16 protein-coding genes are annotated in these 15,825 nt (G+C 72.2%); 3 read left to right on the top strand and 13 right to left on the bottom strand.

Annotated elements, in window-relative coordinates; translation table 11 throughout:
* Positions 1–355: 355 nt before the first annotated feature.
* From ACZ7SW_RS29145 to ACZ7SW_RS29110, 8 genes are read right to left on the bottom strand one after another with little or no spacing between them, the layout of a single operon-like run.
* Positions 356–1,408: a phosphotransferase family protein gene (locus ACZ7SW_RS29145; protein WP_470233555.1), complete on the bottom strand. Its 1,053-nt coding sequence runs from the start codon at positions 1,406–1,408 to the stop codon at positions 356–358.
* Positions 1,405–2,586, bottom strand: coding sequence for an acyl-CoA dehydrogenase family protein (locus tag ACZ7SW_RS29140; RefSeq protein WP_470233554.1), 1,182 nt, complete (start codon positions 2,584–2,586; stop codon positions 1,405–1,407). Before ACZ7SW_RS29140 ends, ACZ7SW_RS29145 begins: the two co-directional genes overlap by 4 nt.
* A 5-nt stretch (positions 2,587–2,591) precedes the next feature.
* Positions 2,592–3,770: a CaiB/BaiF CoA transferase family protein gene (locus tag ACZ7SW_RS29135; protein WP_470233553.1), complete on the bottom strand. Its 1,179-nt coding sequence runs from the start codon at positions 3,768–3,770 to the stop codon at positions 2,592–2,594.
* Positions 3,767–4,183 (bottom strand): Zn-ribbon domain-containing OB-fold protein, encoded by a 417-nt coding sequence (locus ACZ7SW_RS29130; protein ID WP_470233552.1) that lies wholly within the window; start codon positions 4,181–4,183, stop codon positions 3,767–3,769. The genes ACZ7SW_RS29135 and ACZ7SW_RS29130 overlap by 4 nt, the downstream gene beginning before the upstream one ends.
* Positions 4,180–5,340, bottom strand: coding sequence for a thiolase family protein (locus ACZ7SW_RS29125; RefSeq protein ID WP_470233551.1), 1,161 nt, complete (start codon positions 5,338–5,340; stop codon positions 4,180–4,182). Before ACZ7SW_RS29125 ends, ACZ7SW_RS29130 begins: the two co-directional genes overlap by 4 nt.
* Complete coding sequence (locus ACZ7SW_RS29120) at positions 5,337–6,140, bottom strand: crotonase/enoyl-CoA hydratase family protein (RefSeq protein WP_470233550.1); 804 nt, start codon at positions 6,138–6,140, stop codon at positions 5,337–5,339. Before ACZ7SW_RS29120 ends, ACZ7SW_RS29125 begins: the two co-directional genes overlap by 4 nt.
* Positions 6,137–7,315, bottom strand: a complete 1,179-nt coding sequence (locus tag ACZ7SW_RS29115) for an acyl-CoA dehydrogenase family protein (protein ID WP_470233549.1) — start codon at positions 7,313–7,315, stop codon at positions 6,137–6,139. The genes ACZ7SW_RS29120 and ACZ7SW_RS29115 overlap by 4 nt, the downstream gene beginning before the upstream one ends.
* A gap of 1 nt (position 7,316) precedes the next feature.
* On the bottom strand, positions 7,317–8,492 hold the full coding sequence (locus ACZ7SW_RS29110; RefSeq protein ID WP_470233548.1) for a thiolase family protein: 1,176 nt from the start codon (positions 8,490–8,492) through the stop codon (positions 7,317–7,319).
* A 142-nt stretch (positions 8,493–8,634) separates the two neighbouring features.
* Here ACZ7SW_RS29110 and ACZ7SW_RS29105 point away from each other — a divergent pair, with 142 nt between their 5' ends.
* Entirely contained in the window at positions 8,635–9,396 is a 762-nt protein-coding gene (locus ACZ7SW_RS29105) for an SDR family NAD(P)-dependent oxidoreductase (protein WP_470233547.1), read from the top strand.
* Between the two features lie 539 nt (positions 9,397–9,935).
* Here the strand turns inward: ACZ7SW_RS29105 and ACZ7SW_RS29100 are convergent.
* On the bottom strand, positions 9,936–10,694 hold the full coding sequence (locus ACZ7SW_RS29100) for an SDR family NAD(P)-dependent oxidoreductase (RefSeq protein ID WP_470233546.1): 759 nt from the start codon (positions 10,692–10,694) through the stop codon (positions 9,936–9,938).
* A gap of 150 nt (positions 10,695–10,844) precedes the next feature.
* Here ACZ7SW_RS29100 and ACZ7SW_RS29095 point away from each other — a divergent pair, with 150 nt between their 5' ends.
* Positions 10,845–11,480, top strand: coding sequence for a TetR/AcrR family transcriptional regulator (locus ACZ7SW_RS29095; RefSeq protein ID WP_470233545.1), 636 nt, complete (start codon positions 10,845–10,847; stop codon positions 11,478–11,480).
* A 13-nt stretch (positions 11,481–11,493) separates the two neighbouring features.
* Here ACZ7SW_RS29095 and ACZ7SW_RS29090 read toward each other — a convergent pair whose 3' ends face one another.
* The gene (locus tag ACZ7SW_RS29090; RefSeq protein WP_470233544.1) at positions 11,494–12,303 is read right to left on the bottom strand and encodes an enoyl-CoA hydratase/isomerase family protein; all 810 of its coding nucleotides are present in this window, start codon (positions 12,301–12,303) and stop codon (positions 11,494–11,496) included.
* Positions 12,304–12,451: 148 nt separating this feature from the next.
* On the opposite strand from ACZ7SW_RS29090, the gene ACZ7SW_RS29085 reads away from it, so the two are divergent.
* On the top strand, positions 12,452–13,123 hold the full coding sequence (locus ACZ7SW_RS29085; RefSeq protein WP_470233543.1) for a TetR/AcrR family transcriptional regulator: 672 nt from the start codon (positions 12,452–12,454) through the stop codon (positions 13,121–13,123).
* On the opposite strand, the gene ACZ7SW_RS29080 is transcribed toward ACZ7SW_RS29085, so the two are convergent.
* Genes ACZ7SW_RS29080 through ACZ7SW_RS29070 form a run of 3 tightly spaced genes read right to left on the bottom strand, consistent with a single transcriptional unit; the run spans position 13,074 to position 15,783 of the window.
* Positions 13,074–13,880: an alpha/beta fold hydrolase gene (locus ACZ7SW_RS29080; protein WP_470233542.1), complete on the bottom strand. Its 807-nt coding sequence runs from the start codon at positions 13,878–13,880 to the stop codon at positions 13,074–13,076. The genes ACZ7SW_RS29085 and ACZ7SW_RS29080 overlap by 50 nt on opposite strands.
* Positions 13,877–14,176 carry a hypothetical protein gene (locus tag ACZ7SW_RS29075; RefSeq protein WP_470233541.1) on the bottom strand — a complete coding sequence of 100 codons (300 nt, stop codon included), beginning with the start codon at positions 14,174–14,176 and terminating at the stop codon, positions 13,877–13,879. Before ACZ7SW_RS29075 ends, ACZ7SW_RS29080 begins: the two co-directional genes overlap by 4 nt.
* A gap of 53 nt (positions 14,177–14,229) precedes the next feature.
* Positions 14,230–15,783 carry an AMP-binding protein gene (locus tag ACZ7SW_RS29070; protein ID WP_470233540.1) on the bottom strand — a complete coding sequence of 518 codons (1,554 nt, stop codon included), beginning with the start codon at positions 15,781–15,783 and terminating at the stop codon, positions 14,230–14,232.
* Between the last annotated feature and the right edge of the window lie 42 nt (positions 15,784–15,825).

The following is a 15,825-nucleotide window of genomic DNA, read 5'->3' as shown; positions in this document are numbered from 1 at the left end:
GAGCTTCGTTGTCGATCCGCGGTGCGTGTCGTTCTTGCCCGCGGGGATCGCGCACGCGATCGCGCGGTATGCGGTCTTCGTCCTCGGCTGCGGACTGGCCGCCTCGATCAGCGTCATGAACGCGTCCACGGCCCTGTTCCTGTCGCGACGCACCGAACAACAGGTGCGCGGCAAGCCGAAACTGGCGCCGCGCGGTTCGCCTGACACGCGCGGCGGGCGCGGGCCAGTGCCACCGAGTCAAAGCCCGCTGGCAGCGAGTCCCGATGCCGGCGACCACGACCGGCAGTGTCGCGGTCGTGGGCAGCGCCCGCGACCACGCCGTCCGGAACGGCCGGACGATCCGCCGGGCCAGTCGCTAACCGCGCTCGCCATCGCTCGCGGCGCGGGCGAGTTCGAGATAGGGCTCCACCGCCTCCCCGGCGGTGTCGAAGCCAGGTCCGGAGGCGGCCCCGGCCCGGGTCCGCGCCGCGATGCCGGCCGCGATGACCGCGATCTTGAAATACGCGATCGCGAGGTGGCGATCCCACTCCGCCAGCACGACGCCGCCCAGTTCCTCGTAGCGCGCGGCGAGCCGGTCGACGCCGGGGATCCGGTCGCTGGTCCACGCGCTCGCGGAACCGACGATCAGGTCGAACGCGGGGGCGCGGTAGCCGCACATCATCGCGACGTCCGCGACCGGATCGCCGATCGTGGAGAGTTCCCAGTCGACGACAGCCGCCACCCGCGGGACGCCGGCCTCGACCCTGAGCAGGGTGTTGTCGATGCGGAAGTCTCCGTGCACGATTCCGGAGGCCGTCTGGCGGGGCAGGCGAGCGCGAAGGCCGGCGGCCACCTCTTTCGCCAGCGGACCGAGCGCGGGGTCGCCGATCAGCTCCCACTGCCGTGACCAGCGGTCGACCTGGCGCCGGGCGTAGCCGTCCGGCCGTCCGAACCGCTCCAGCCCGATCGCGGCGTGGTCGACGCGGTGCAGCGCGGCGAGCGTGCGCAGCAGGTCGTCGACGGTTCCCCGCACGGCGTCGTCGTCCAGGGCGGCCAGCTCGTGCCGGGTCTGGATCGCGCGCCCTTCGACGTACTCGGCGATCGCGAACGGGCCGCCGATCAGCGAATCGTCCTCGCACAGCGCCACTGCGCGGGCCACCGGCACCCCGGTGCCCGCGAGGGCAGCGGTCACCCGGTGCTCCCGGGCCACGTCGTGCGCCGACGGCGTGCGGCCGGCCCGGGGCGGCGTCCGCAGCACCCAGGACGCGTCGCCGTCGCTGATGCGGAAGGTCAGGTTCGAACGCCCGCCGGCGATGAGACGCGACTCCAGGTCGCCGCGCGGCGCCTCGCCGGCACCGGCGAGGACGGACGCGACGCGCGCCAGTTCGATCTCGGTCAGCTGCGCTGGTGCGACTGGCGGAGCGTTCACCGGACCGTCCTCTCGAGGTCGCGCACCGCGCGCTTGGCCAGCGACCAGCGGTGCACCTCCGACGGCCCGTCGTAGATCCGGAACGCCCGGAGTTCGCGCGCGATCCGGGCGACCGGGAGATCGGCGGAGAGTCCCATGCCGCCGCAGAGCTGGGTGGCCCGGTCCGCGACCCTGTTGAGCGCCTCTGCCGCGAAGGTCTTGGTGATGGAGGTGATCTTGGCGCCCTTGCCTCCGGCGTCGAGTTCGGCACACGCTTCCCGCAGCAGGGCGCGGGTCGCGGCGAGGTCGATCTCGTTGTCGGCGATCAGTTGCTGCGCCATGCCGAGGCCGGCGAGCCTGCCTCCGAACGCACTGCGCTCCGCCGCGTACCGGACCGCGGCCTCGTGGGCCCGGCGGGCGGCGCCGGTCCAGCGCATGACGTGCGTCATCCGGGCGGGGCCGAGCCTGACCTGCACGTACCGGAAGCCCTCGTCGACCTCGCCCAGGACATCCTCGTCGGGAACGAAGAGGTCCTCGAAGAGCAGTTCGCAGTGGCCGCCGAGCATGGAGCGGTCGGTCGTGCGCAGGTGCCGGACCAGGGTGATGCCCTCGCGCCGCGCGGGGGCGAGGAACATCGTGGCGCCGCCGTTGTCGCCGGGCTCGCCGCTGGTGCGGGCGAAGACGATGAAGAACCCCGCGCCGTCCGCTCCGGTGATGAAGTGCTTGCGGCCGTTGATCACCCAGCCGCCGTCCGCCCGGCTCGCCGTCGTGCGCAGCGCCGACGGGTCCGCCCCGGCGCCCGGCGCCGGCTCGGTCATCGCGAACGCGGAACGCACTTCCGCTCGCGTGAGCGGCTTGAGGTAGCGCTCGCGCTGGTCCGCCGAGGCGATGCGCTCGAGCAGGTGGACATTGCCCTCGTCGGGGGCGTTGACGTTGAGCGCCATCGGGCCGAAGAGGGAATAGCCGGCTTCCTCGAAGACCGGGGCGCGCTCAGCCATCGACAGTCCGAGACCGCCGTACTCGCGCGGCCCGTGCGGCGTGAGCAGCCCGGCCTCGCGGGCCAGCCCCTGGAGCCGCAGCCGCGTCGCCTCTCCCCCGGCGGCCTCGATGTCTCCGTCGAACTCGTCGTCCGCGCCCAGCACGGATTCCCGGATGAACGCCCGGACGCGCGCGGCCAGGTCGGTGTCGTGGTCGGCCATCGTGTTCACTGCTCCTTGTACGCGGGAGTTCCGGCCCGATCGGGAGCCGGGACGCCGAAGACTCCGTCGGCGAGGAGCCGGTCGATCTCCTCGGCTGCCAAGCCGAGCTCGGCGAGGACGGCCCTGCTGTCGTCCCCGGGGGCGGGCGCGGGGGCCGGCGGACCGAGCGGCGTCGCGCCGAAGCGGGGAGCCGGCGCAGGCTGCACCAGTCCGTCCTCCTCGACATAGGTGCCGCGCGCCGCGAGGTGCGGGTGCGCCAGGACGTCGTCAGGCGCGATCACCGGGCTGACGCAGGCATCGGTGCCCTCGAACACCGCCATCCAGTCCGTACGGGTGCGCTGCCGGACGCGTTCGGCGAACCGCTGCCGGAGCTCGGGCCAGCGCGACCGGTCCCCTTGTTCGACGGCGCCGAACTCGTCGGCCAGGCCGAGTCCGTCGAGGAGCTGCGCGTAGAACTGGGGCTCGATGGCGCCGACCGCGATCCAGGCGCCGTCGGCAGTCTCGTAGACACCGTAGAACGGCGCACCGCCGTCCAGGAGGTTCTCTCTGCGCGGCCCGGGCCAGTCGCCCATGGCCCGCATCGAGTGCAGCATCGCGGTCAGGAGTGCGGTGCCGTCGACGATGGCCGCGTCGACTACCTGCCCGGCGCCGCTCTCGCGGGCGTGCAGGAGCGCTGCGAGCACTCCGCAGGCGAGCAGCATCCCGCCGCCGCCGAAGTCGCCCAGCATGTTGTGGGGCGGGCTGGGGGCCAGGTCCGCCCCGGCGAGCGGCTCAAGGGCGCCGGCCACGGCGATGTAGTTGATGTCGTGCCCGGCGGCGGCGGACAGCGGGCCGTCCTGTCCCCAGCCGGTCATCCGGCCGTAGACCAGCCGCGGATTGTGCGGCAGCACGTCGTCCGGCCCGAGTCCGAGGCGCTCCATGACGCCCGGGCGGAAACCTTCGACGAGGGCGTCGCTGGTCGCGGCGAGCCGCAGCACGAGGTCGCGCGCCGTCTCGTGCTTCAGGTCGAGGACGAGCGAGCGCCGCCCGCGCAGCAGGACGCGGTGCGACCCGGAGTCGATGCCTCCGGGGCGGTCGATCCGGATCACCTCCGCGCCGAGATCGGCCAGCAGCATGCCCGCGAACGGCCCCGGACCGATCCCGCCCACCTCGAGAACCCGCACTCCGTGCAGCGGACCGCTCACTGTGCCACCGCCCGCGCGGGGCGCGCGGCCACGATCGTTTCCCCGTCGTCCCCGGTGCGCGCGGTGACCAGTTCGACCGGCGTTCCGGCGCGCAGGGCCGCCCCTTCGGCGCCGAGCAGGCGGACGAAAACCCAGGGACCTTCGTCGCACTCGACAACCGCCGCCGTGTACGGCGGTTCAATGCCTGGAACGGGTGAGCGGTGGACGACGCACCAGCTGATCAAGCGACCGGTGCCGCGGGCGGCGACGGCGACGTGCTCGGCAGCGTGGCAAGCCGGGCAGAACCGCTCCTGGGGCCCTCGAACGCCGGAGCAGACGGCGCAGCGGCGCAGAAGCAGCACGCCCCGGGCAGCGAAGTCGAAGAACTCGGCACTGTCCGCGCCGCGCCGCACCGGGACGGGAAACGGGTTCACGAGCGGGCCTCCCGACCGAGGACGAGCGTGGAGTGGTATTCGAGGATCCCGCCGTTGCCGCTGACCATCGCCAGGTCGTTGCGAGCGACCTGGCGGGAGCCGCCGGCTCCCCGGAGCTGGATGACCGCCTCGCTCAGCGGGGTGAATCCCCACATGTAGTACGACGACAGCTGGCCGCCCCCGGTGTTGCAGGGCAAATCGCCTCCCGGGGCGAGCCGTCCGCCCTCGACGAACGCCCCGCCTTCCCCCTTGGCGCAGAAGCCGTAGTCCTCGAGCGTGACCAGCACGGTGTAGGTGTAGCAGTCGTAGAGTTCGAGGAAGTCGATGTCGCCGACGGTGACGCCGGCGGCTTTAAGCGCCTGCCGGCCCGAAACGACCGCGGGCGTCTCGATGCCCCAGCCTGACCCGGCGGCCAGGCGGCGCGGGCGGTGCGCCTGCCCGTAGCCCCACACATGCACCGGCGGCCGCGGCAGGTCCGCCGCTCGCTCGCGCGAAGTCACCACCACGGCGACGGCGCCGTTGCTGACCAGACAGCAGTCGAGCCGCCGCAGCGGGTCGGCGATCCACGGCGAGGACTGGTGGTCCGCGAGGGTCATCGGTTCCCGCATCTGGGCCAGCGGGTTCTCCGTCGCCCAGGCACGCTGGCCGACGGCGATCTCGCCGAGTTGCCGCGAGGTGGTGCCGTAGGCCTCCATGTGCCGGCGCGCCGCCATCGCGTAGAGAATGTTCGGCGTGACCGCGCCGCTCGCGGTCTGCGCGCCGCGGAAGCCGGTGAGCTCCTGGGCGGAGGCAGTCCACGCGGTGCCGGCACGGCGGTCCTGGCGCAGCGGCGTATCGGCGAAAACGCACACCACGACGCTCGCTACGCCGTCGGCGATCGCCCGCGCGGCGGCGCCAACCATCACGCCCGCGCTGGCCCCGTAGGTGTTGACCGAGGCCAGCAACGACAGCTCGGACATGCCGAGAGCGCCTGCCAGCTGAGGATTCAGCTCCTGTTTGACGCCCGAACTCACCAGGAGCCCGTCGACCTGCCCGAGGTCGAGGCCGGCGTCGGCCGCGGCCCGGTGGATCGCGGTGACCGCCAGTTCCTCGGTGCTCTGGCCGTAGACCTTGCCGAGTTCGGACATCCCCAGCCCGACGATGGCGGACGCGGTCACTTTCCGGCCCACTTCGGATCGCGCTTTTCGGCGAAGGCACGCGGACCCTCCAGCGCGTCCTCGCTGTCGAAGACCGCCCGCGCGGCCGCCGCGTTGACCTGCCACGGATCCTCGCCCGCCCACTCGGGGTTCCAGTCCGAGGGGCCGGTGGCGGTGCGGTGGATCATCCGCTTGGTGTGCTGGACCGACAACGGCGCGTTCGCGGCGATCCGCCGCGCCAAGGCGAGCGACTCGTCGAGAACCGCCCCGGCCGGGACGACCTTGTTCACCAGCCCCCAGGCTTCCGCGGTCCGCGCGTCGACGCCGTCGCCGGTCAGGGCGAGCTCGAGAGCGCGCTTGATCGGCAGTTGCCGCTGGAGACGGACGACACCGCCCGCGGCGGCGAGCAGTCCGCGTTTGACCTCGGGCAGGCCGAACGCGGCCGTATCGGCGGCGACGACCAGATCGCAGGCGAGCGCGATCTCGGCGCCGCCTCCCATCGCGAAACCGTTCACCGCGGCGATGACCGGTTTGTCGATCCAGTGCCGGACGAGGCCCGCGAAGCCCCACTCGGGATTTCCGGCGGCGTGGATCGGGCGATTCCGGGCGATCTCCTTGAGGTCGGCCCCGGCGCAGAAGGCCCGGCCGGTGCCGGTCACGACGACGGCACGCACCTCCGGATCGGCGGCGGCGGCCTCGAGCGCGTCGCCGACCGCGGTCGAGAGAGCCGCGTTCACCGCGTTGAGCGCATGCGGACGATTGAACGTGATGACGCCGACGCCCTCGCGCACCTCGTACCGCGCGGCGGGTTCGGCGCTCATCGGCGCCGCCCCAGGACGTCGCGGGCGATGATGGTTTTCATGATTTCGGTAGTCCCTCCGAAAATGGTGGTGACCCGGGTGTCGGCGTAGGCGCGGGCGATCGGGTATTCGAGCATGTACCCGTAGCCGCCGTGCAGCTGAACGCACCGGTCGACGGTCCGTTTGTGCATCTCGGTGGCCCACCACTTCGCCTTGGCCGCGTCGACCGCCGACAGCTCGCCCCGGTTGAGCCTCAGGACCGCGTCGTCCACGTAGGCCTGGGTGATCTCCAGTTCGGTGACCATCTCGGCCACGGCGAACTGGGTGTTCTGGAACTCGGCGATCTCCTTCCCGAACGCCCTGCGCTGGCGGACGTAGCCGAGCGTCCAGGCCAAGGCGGCGCGAGTGCCGGCGCAGGCGGTGACGGCGATGCTGAGCCGCTCGAGCGGCAGGTGGGACATGAGCGCGTAGAGCCCCTCGCCCTCCTTGCCCAGCAACGAATCCGGCCCGAGCCGCACGTCGTCGAAGCTGAGCTCGGCGGTGTCCTGGGCTTTCAGCCCGACCTTCTTGAGCCGCCGGCCGCGAGTGAACCCGGGCATTCCGTCCTCGACGACGAAAAGACTGAACGCTCGGCTCCCGGCGGAGGAGTCCGCGCTGGTCCGGGCGACGACGATCACGACGTCGGCGTTGATGCCGTTGCTGATGAACGTCTTCGAGCCGTTGAGAACCCAGCCGTCGCCGGCCCGGCGCGCGGTGGTGCGGATTCCTTGAAGGTCGGACCCGGTGCCCGGCTCGGTCATCGCGATGGCGCTGATGTGCTCCCCGGACGCCAGCTTCGGCAGCCAGCGTTTGGCCTGCTCGGGCGTGGCGAGATCGACGAAGTACGGGAGGAGGACGTCCGTGTGGACGGAGAAGCCCGCCGCGAGCGACGCCGCACCGGCGCGGGCGAACTCCTCGATCATCGCCGTCCGGAACCGGAAGTCGTCCACGCCGGATCCGCCGTGCTCCTCCGGCACGGGGAACGCGAGCAGGTCCTTCTCCCCCGCGCGCGCCCAGACGGAGCGCGGAATGCCGCCGGCCTCCTCCCACTCCTCGACGTACGGGATCACCTCGCGGGCGAGGAACTCGCGCACGGCGGCCCGGAACGACTCGTGCTCCCCGTCGAAGAGCGCGCGACGGGCGTACAGATCAGTCATGTCAGAGCCTCTCGATGACGGTCGCGTTGGCCATGCCCGCGCCCTCGCACATGGTCTGCAGGCCGTAGCGGCCTCCGGTGGCCTCCAGATGGTTGACCAGCGTCGTCAGCAAGCGGGTGCCGGAACCGCCGAGCGGGTGCCCCAGCGCGATGGCGCCGCCGCGCGGGTTCAGCTTGGCCGGGTCGGCGCCGAACTCGGCCGCCCAGGCCATCGGGACCGGCGCGAAGGCCTCGTTGACCTCGAACGCGTCGATGTCGTCGAGCGAGAGCCCGGATCGCTCGAGGATCTTGCGGGTCGCCGGGATCGGGCCGGTGAGCATGATCTCGGGGTCTGAACCGACGACCGCGAAGCTGTGCAGGCGGGCGCGCGGGGCGAGGCCGAGCCGGGCTGCTTTCTCCTCGCTCATGATGAGCGCCGCCGAGGCGCCGTCGGTGAGCGGCGAGGAGTTGCCAGGGGTGATCACCCAGCCGATCTCGGGGTAGCGCGCCGAGAACTCCTCTGTGCGGAAGGCCGCGGGCAGGGCGGCGAGCCCCTCGGCGGAGGTCATGGCGCGCACGGTCTCGTCGACGGTGTGCAGGCTCCCGTCGGGAAGGACGACCGGGACGATCTCGCTGTCGAAGAGCCCTTCGGCCGCTGCCGCGGCAGCCCGCTGGTGCGACCGCGCGGCGTACTCGTCGAGCTCGTCGCGGCCGATCTTCCAGCGCGCCGCGATCACCTCGGCGCCGATTCCCTGGTGCGGAAGGCTGGCGAACCGCGCCGCCAGCGGACCGTGCGGGTCGCCGCCGGCGGCCGCGGCGCCCATCGGCACCCGGCTCATCGACTCGACGCCGCAGGCGATGGCGATGTCGTAGGCGCCGGCGATGACGCCTTGCGCCGCGAAATGAACCGCCTGCTGGCTGGAGCCGCACTGCCGGTCGATGGTGGCGGCGGGAACCGAAACCGGGAAGCCTGCCTTGAGCAGTGCGGTGCGGCCGATGTTGAGCGCCTGGTCGCCCGCCTGGCCGACACAGCCCGCGATCACGTCGTCGACGAGCGCGGGGTCGACGCCGGTCCGCGCGATGAGCGCGTCGAGCACGCCGGCGAGCAGGTCGGCCGGGTGGACGCCGGACAGCGCCCCGCCGGGCTTTCCCTTGCCGGACGCGGTGCGGACGAGGTCGACGATCACGGCGGTGGTCATGCCGGGGTTCCTTCCTGGAGGTGAGCGAGCAGGGTCGAATGCTCTGCTTCCGCACCTTGCTTACCTAACGCTCGCTAAGTAGATTTAGCAGCGCACCCGTCGTCACGTCAAGCAACCCCCCGCCCGACCCGAAGGAGTTCCCGTGGATCCCTTGAGCCGCTTTCGCCTCGACGGCAAGGTCGTTGTCGTCACGGGAGCCAGCTCCGGCCTCGGCGCCGGCTTCGCCCGGGCACTCGCGGCCGCGGGAGCGGACCTGGTCCTGCTCGCCCGGCGCGCCGACCGCCTCGACGCGCTCGCGGCGGAGCTTCGGGACTCGGGCCGCCGTGTGGCCACGCATGCCACCGACGTGAGCGATCCGCGCCAGTGCGAGGAGGCCGTGCGCGCCGCGGTCGCGGAGTTCGGCCGGGTCGACGTGCTGGTCAACAACGCCGGGATCGGCGGCGCCGTCCCGGCTTCCCGGGAGACGCCCGAGTCGTTCGCCGCGGTGATCGACGTGAACCTCGGCGGCTGCTTCTGGATGGCCCGCGCCTGCGCGGGCCGCATGCCCGCCGGTTCGTCGATCGTGAACGTCGCGAGCGTCCTCGGCCACATCGCGCCGCGCTTCCCCCAGGCGTCCTACGCCGCGAGCAAGGCCGGCGTGCTCGGCCTCACCCGCGACCTGGCGCAGCAGTGGTCGGGCCGCAAGGGCATCCGCGTGAACGCCCTGTGCCCCGGCTACTTCGCCAGCGAGATGACCGAGGGCGACGACCAGGTGCTGCGGGACATGGTCGCGACCGAAAGCATGCTCGGCAGGTTCGGCGAGCAGCCCGAACTCGACGCCGCCCTCCTGTTCCTCGCCTCGCCCGCGTCGTCCTACGTCACCGGCACCAGCCTGCTCGTCGACGGGGGCATGGCGGCCCTCTGAGGGCCAATGCCAGGAACTTGAGGCGGCGCTGGGGGTCCAGCGGGCGGCGGGAGCAGGGTTGTCGTCCGTGAGGGGAACCCTGAGGGAATCTGATGCCCTCAGGGTTCCCCTCACGGACGTGAAGATGCGGCCAGATGGTGAGCAATCGGGCATTTCGGCGGCAGCGGCGTCTCTTGTGGACAGTCAGCGGGCTGACTCGACGCGGCTTAAGTTCCCGCTGAGGGCCGCGGATCAGGACCCCGCCGGTACGGCGGCGGCCGGGAAACGGGCCCCTGCCGTACCGCGGAAGGGCGGTCACGCCTTCGAGGAGCTGCGTGAGCGCACGGTCAGGGCGGCAGCCGAGCCGGTGGCTCCCGGCGGACGCCCGAACGAGTTCGAGACGATCCGCACGATCGCGCGCAAGCTCGGCGCCGGATCCCCGGGACACGGCGCGAGCGGCGGTCGCGTCCGGCCGAGGCTGACGCGGCACCCGCCCGGCAAGACCGCTCAGGAACCGGCGGAGGCCCGCGGCCGGCGCGGCGGACCAGCCGCTCCGGAGGTCATCGCGGGGCCATCCGGATCGCCCCGTCGAGGCGGATCGTCTCTCCGTTGAGCATCGGGTTGTCGATGATCGCCATCGCCAGCCTCGCGTACTCGTCCGGCGAGCCGAGCCGGCTCGGGTGCGGCACCTGGGCGCCGAGGGAGGCGCGCACGTCCTCGGGCAGCGAGCCGAGCAGCGGAGTCTCGAACAACCCGGGCGCGATGGTCATCACGCGGATCTTGAACTGCGCGAGGTCGCGCGCGACCGGCAGGGTCAGGCCGACCACCCCGCCCTTCGACGCCGAATAGGCGGCCTGCCCGACCTGGCCGTCGAAGGCGGCGACCGATGCCGTGTTGACGATGACGCCGCGCTCCGCGCCGGCGGGCTCGTTCGCCGCCATCGCGGCGGCGGCCAACCGGATGACGTTGAACGTGCCGATGAGGTTCACCTGCACGATCCGGCCGAAGTCGGCCAGCGGGAACGGGCCCGCCTTGCCGACCGTCTTGACGGCGTTGCCGATGCCGGCGCAGTTCACCGCGACCGCCAGGTCGCCGCGCTCGTTGGCGAGTTCCGCCGCGGCCTCCACCGCCTCCTCGCTCGTCACGTCGGCGGCGGCGAACTCGACCCGGTCCCCGAGCGCGTCGAGCGCGGCGGTGTCCGCACCGGGCAGGTCGATCGCCACCACCCGCGCGCCCGCCGCGGCCAGCCGTCCCACGGTCGCGAGGCCGAGTCCGGACGCGCCGCCGGTCACCAGTGCGCTCTTGCCTTCGATGTTCATGGCCGTTCCCTGTCTCCTGTTGACGACTCGCCGAGTCGACTGATTTAACGTTCGCTATAGACTATGTCCTCGCGACCGCGGAGGGAAGGATTCCGCGTCGCCGTCCCGCCAGGCGCCGGGACGCGTGCTCCGCAGCCCCGGGAGGCCCCCGTGTCCACGCGACCAACGAACGTGCTGCCGGCGGATCGCTGGGACCGGTACGAGGACCTCGCTCTCACGCCGATCCTCGAAGCCGCCCTGGACTCCATTCAGGAGCAGGGCTACCACGGCACCGCCGTGCGCGACATCGCCAACCGGGCCGGCCTGTCCATGCCCGCGCTCTATTACCACCACGGCAACAAGGAGGGCATCCTGATGGCTCTCCTCGACATCGCGATGGACGACGTCCTCTCGCACGTCCGCGGCGGGCTCGACGCCGCCGGGCGGTCCGCGCACGCGAAGCTCGCCAACCTGACCACTGCGGTCGTCATGCACATGACGCACCGCCAGCGGCTGGCGAAACTGCACCCCGAGCATCGCTTCCTGGGCGCCGAGCGGCGCCGGCGCTATCTGACCAAGCGCGCCGAGCTGACCGTCTCGCTGGTCGACGTCCTCGCGACCGGCGTCGGCGACGGCGTCTTCCGCGAACAGGACGTCCGGTTCACAGCCCGGGCCATGCTCGGCATGCTGCAGGCGATCGCCGACTGGCACCGGCCGGACGGGCCGCACGCTCCGGAGGGGATCGCGGAAGAGTACGTCGCCGCGGCCCTGCTCCTCGCCGGCGCCCGGACGACGCCCGGACGCTAGCGGACGGCCGCGGTCAGAGCTGCCAAGTCCCCTCGAAGGCGGGTTCGGCTTTGTCGAGGAAGGCCCGCTTCGCCGCGGGCGCGTCGGTCGCGAGGTTGACCAGCTGCGCCCGCGCCTCGCTCTCCAGCGCCTCGCGCAGCGTCTGGCTGCTCGCCTCGTTCAGGAGGGCCTTGGACTGCGCCAGCGCGACCGGCGGACCGGACGCGAGGCGGCCGGCCAGTCCGGCGACGAACTCGTCGATCTCCTCCGGCGGCTTCACCCAGGTCGCCAGGCCGATGCGCAACGCCTCCCCGGCGTCGACGATCTCGCCCAGCAGTGCGAGCCGCTTCGCTTGCAGGAGACCGACCGTGCGCGGCAGCAGCCAGGAGCCGCCGAAGTCGAGCGAGAGGCCGCGCCGCGCGAAGATCTGCGAAAACCGCGCGGTCGTGGAGGCCGCCACGAAGTCGCACCCGAGCGCGAGGTTGCACCCGGCCCCGACGGCAACGCCCTCGACCTTGGCGATGGTCGGCTGCGGCAAATGGCTCAGCGTCTCGGCGATCTCCGCGTACCAGCGCATCCGATGCAGCGGGTGATCCGTCGCCGGAGGACCGGCGAGGTCGGCGCCGGCGCAGAAGTCGCCGCCTGCCCCGGCGAGGACGACGACGCGCACCGACTCGTCGCGTGCCGCGTTGCCGAACGCCTCGTGCAGACCGGCGAACGTCTCGGCGTCGAGCGCGTTCTTGCGGTGCGGGCGGTTGATGGTCACGGTCAAGACGTGGCCGTCCCGGCCGACGAGCACCGGACCGGCCGCGGGCGACCCTGTCCCGGCTGAGCGATCAGTCATGAAATCCTCCGCGCAGTGAATATAGCGATCGTTAGATATAGCCTAACGGTTCCGCGGCGTCCCGCAAGGACGAGCCGACGAGCGTGTGCCGACGCGGGTAGACTGCGTTAGTCTGATGGAGCGTTCGCTCAGTTCCCCGGGGAGACCTATGTCCGCGCAGGAGACCGAAGCACCGCCGACGGAGTGGTGGGGCCGGTACGACGACCTGTCTCTCACTCCGATCCTCGAGGCCGCGCTAGACGCGTTCCAGGACAAGGGTTACCACGGCACGGTGGTGCGCGACATCGCCAAGCGCGCGAACCTGACCATGCCCGCGCTCTACTACCACCACGGCAACAAAGAGGGCATCCTGATCGCCCTTCTCGACATCGCGATGAACGACGTCACGGCGCATGTCGAGGCGGGGCTCGCCGAGGCCGGGGACGACGTCCGGCAGCAGTTCGTCAATTTCGTGACCGTCGTGGCGCTCCACACGACCTATCGGCGCGATCTCGCGTCCCTCCACCCCGAGTACCGGTTCCTCGGCGCGGAGGGCCGCAAGTCCTACGTCGCCAAGCGGGACCGCGTCTACGACCGCCTCGTGGCCGTGCTCGACCGCGGCGCCGAGGAGGGCGTCTTCGCCCACCAGGACAGCCGCTTCACCGCGCGTGCCCTGCTCGGCATGCTGCTCGCGATCACCGACTGGTACCGCCCGGGCGGGCCGTCCGCTCCGGAGGAGATCGCGGAGGCGTACGTCGACACCGCGCTGAACCTCGTCGGCGCCGCCGCTGTCACCCGGAAGCCGGCCGCGCCGCGCCGGCGCGCCCGAGCGCGTCGATGAGGGCTTGTCCGGCCTCGTGCGGCACGAGGTGCCCCACCCCCGGCAACTCAACGTAACGAGATCCGGGGACCAGGGCGCTCAGTGCCCGCCCGTTGGCCACCGGGATCAACGGGTCCAGTTCGCCGTGCAGCACGGTGGTCGGGGCGCTGATGTGCGCCAGCCGTCCGGCTCCGTGCCAGGAAGACATCGCGCGGACCTGGTCGAGCACGCCACGACGAGGGGTGGGCCTGCGCATGATCTGAGCGACGATCTCCTCCAGCACGCCGGGGCGGGCCGCGGCGAAGCCGGGTGCGGTGAAGCTGCCCCAGACACGCCGGAAATAGCCGGCGGCCGTCTCTTCCCCGACCGGGCCGCGCAGGGCGCTCGTGACCAAGGCGAGATCGCCGATCCGGGCCCGCGGAGCAGGCGGGCGGGTGCCGGCCAGCACCAGAGCGTCGACAGCGTCCGGGTAGCGCACGGCGAACTCCTGCGCGATCATCCCGCCCATCGAGAGCCCGAGCACCCGGGCTCGGGCGGCTCCGGCCGAGCGCAGCACCGCGTAGGCGTCGTCGGCCATCGTCCCGACCGAGAACGGTCGCGGCGCGGTGCGCGACCAGCCGCTGCCGCGGTTGTCCGGACGGATCACGCGGAACCGCGCCTCCAGCCGGTCCAGCCAGGCTCTCGGCCAGACCAGCCCGCTGGCGCTCCACCCGTTGATCAGCAGCACGACCTCGTCACCGCGACCGCCGGCATGCCAGTGGATGTGCGTAGTGTTCATCTGGCTCCCTCTTCGGGCTCGGACCCGGCCCCTTGCGCGTCGAGCTGCTCCAGGCGGTGCTCCAGCGCACGGACGAGTTCGCGAAGCCGGAGAACCTCCTGCCGGGACGCGACACCGCACCAACGCGCCACGCGGGCCTGGTGCTGGGCGACAGCCTTTCGGACGAACGCCTCGGCCGAGATTCCCGCCGCGACCGCGGCGGCGAAGGGAGTACGGCCGGCCTGCCTCGCGACGACGCGGGCGCCGGCCGCGAATGCCCGGGCGGCCCCGCCGGCACGCGGATCAGGGAAGTTCACGGGGTGCTGCTCCTCGTCTCGCTGACTGGCGGTTCGAACCGCGAGGTCCGGTCTCATCGCAGTTCCCGCCGCAGGACCTTGCCGGTGGCGGTGCGCGGCAACTCGTCGACGAGCTCGACCGTGCGCGGGACCTTGTAGTTCGCGAGACGCTCCCGCACGAAAGCGCGAAGCGATTCGGGTTCGGCCGACCGCTGCGGCTTGAGCACGACGAAGGCCTTGAGCGCCTGGCCGAAGCGCTCGTCGGGAACGCCGACCACGACTGCCTCGGCCACGTCGGGGTGGGCGCCGAGGAGGTCCTCCACCTCGATCGGATAGACGTTCTCGCCGCCGGAGACGATCATGTCGTCCTCCCGGCCGTCGACGAACAACCGGCCTTTGCGGTCGAAATGGCCCAGGTCGCCGGTGACGACGAGGCCGCGGACGACCTCCTTGGCGGCGCCGTTGGTGTAGGAGACGAAACGGTCCTTGTTCCCGACGACGATGCGGCCGGTCTCCCCCGCGGGCACCGGGTCTCCGAGCGAGTCGACCACCTCGACGCGCACGCCGGGAGCGGGCCGGCCCGCCGTCGAGGGCGCGACCCGCAGATCGGCCGGCACCGCGACAGTGGCTGTCGAGACCTCGGTGGACCCGTAGGTGTTGTAAAGGACCGGGCCGAACCGTTCGAGAGCCTGCCCGACGACGCGGGCCGGCAGTGCGGAGCCGCCGGAGGCGATGATCCGCAGCGATCGCGCGTCGTGCCCGCCAGGAAGGGACGGCTCGAGGTCGCAGATCCGCTGCAGCATCGCCGGCACGACCACGAGCGCGTCGGCGCGGCAGGCGGCGATGTCGATCAGCGTCTTCTCCGCGTCGAACTCCGCCCGCGTGACGATCGTGCCCGACAGGGACAGGCTGATCAGCAGCGTGCCCAGGCCCCAGGCGTGGAAAAACGGCGCGGGCAGCACGACGGTGTCCCGCGCCCGCAGCGGGATGCGGGCGAGCAGCGCGGCGACGCCGGACACGTTTCCCTCGGCAGACCGGATCGCGCCCTTGGGACGGCCGGTCGTGCCGGAGGTCAGGACGACGAACCTGCTGTTGCGGGGCGGCGGCGGAAGCTCCTCGACGGATCCCGCGCGGTGGCGAGCGCTTCCGGAGCCGAGACCGGGTACACCCGCCAGCGCGACGCCGCCGGCGAACTCGTCGTCGTGGACGACGAGGGCGAGATCTTCGGCCCTGATGACGTCCGCGAGCTGAGGACCTGCCATCCCGGTGTTCAGCAGAACCAGGTCGGCGCCGATCATCGACACGGCGAGCATCGCCCGGACGAACGGCGGACCGTTGCGGCAGAGCACTCCCACGCGGCTTGCCTCGCTGAGGCCTTCGTCCCGCAGCAGGTGCGCGAGTGCCGTCGCCGACCGCCACAGCTCCCGGTAAGTGAGCCGCTCCTCTCCCGCGATCAGGGCCGTTGCCTCCGGGTAGCGGGCCGATGCCGCGGCGACGGCGCCCAGCGCCGACGAACCGTAGGACCGGGAGGCGAGCATCGCTCGGGCCAGCCGGTCCGGACGCTCGAACGGGACGGTGCTGGCGCGCAGGACGACGCTCCAGTCCCGCGCCTGGTGAAGGACGTTCACGGTCTCATTCCTCACTTTCCGCTGTACTCGCCGGACGCGGCG

It is taken from the genome of Amycolatopsis sp. NPDC114484 (assembly GCF_055633755.1).
Note: the sequence above shows the minus strand (reverse complement) of the source record. Positions and strands in the feature narration are given on the sequence as shown.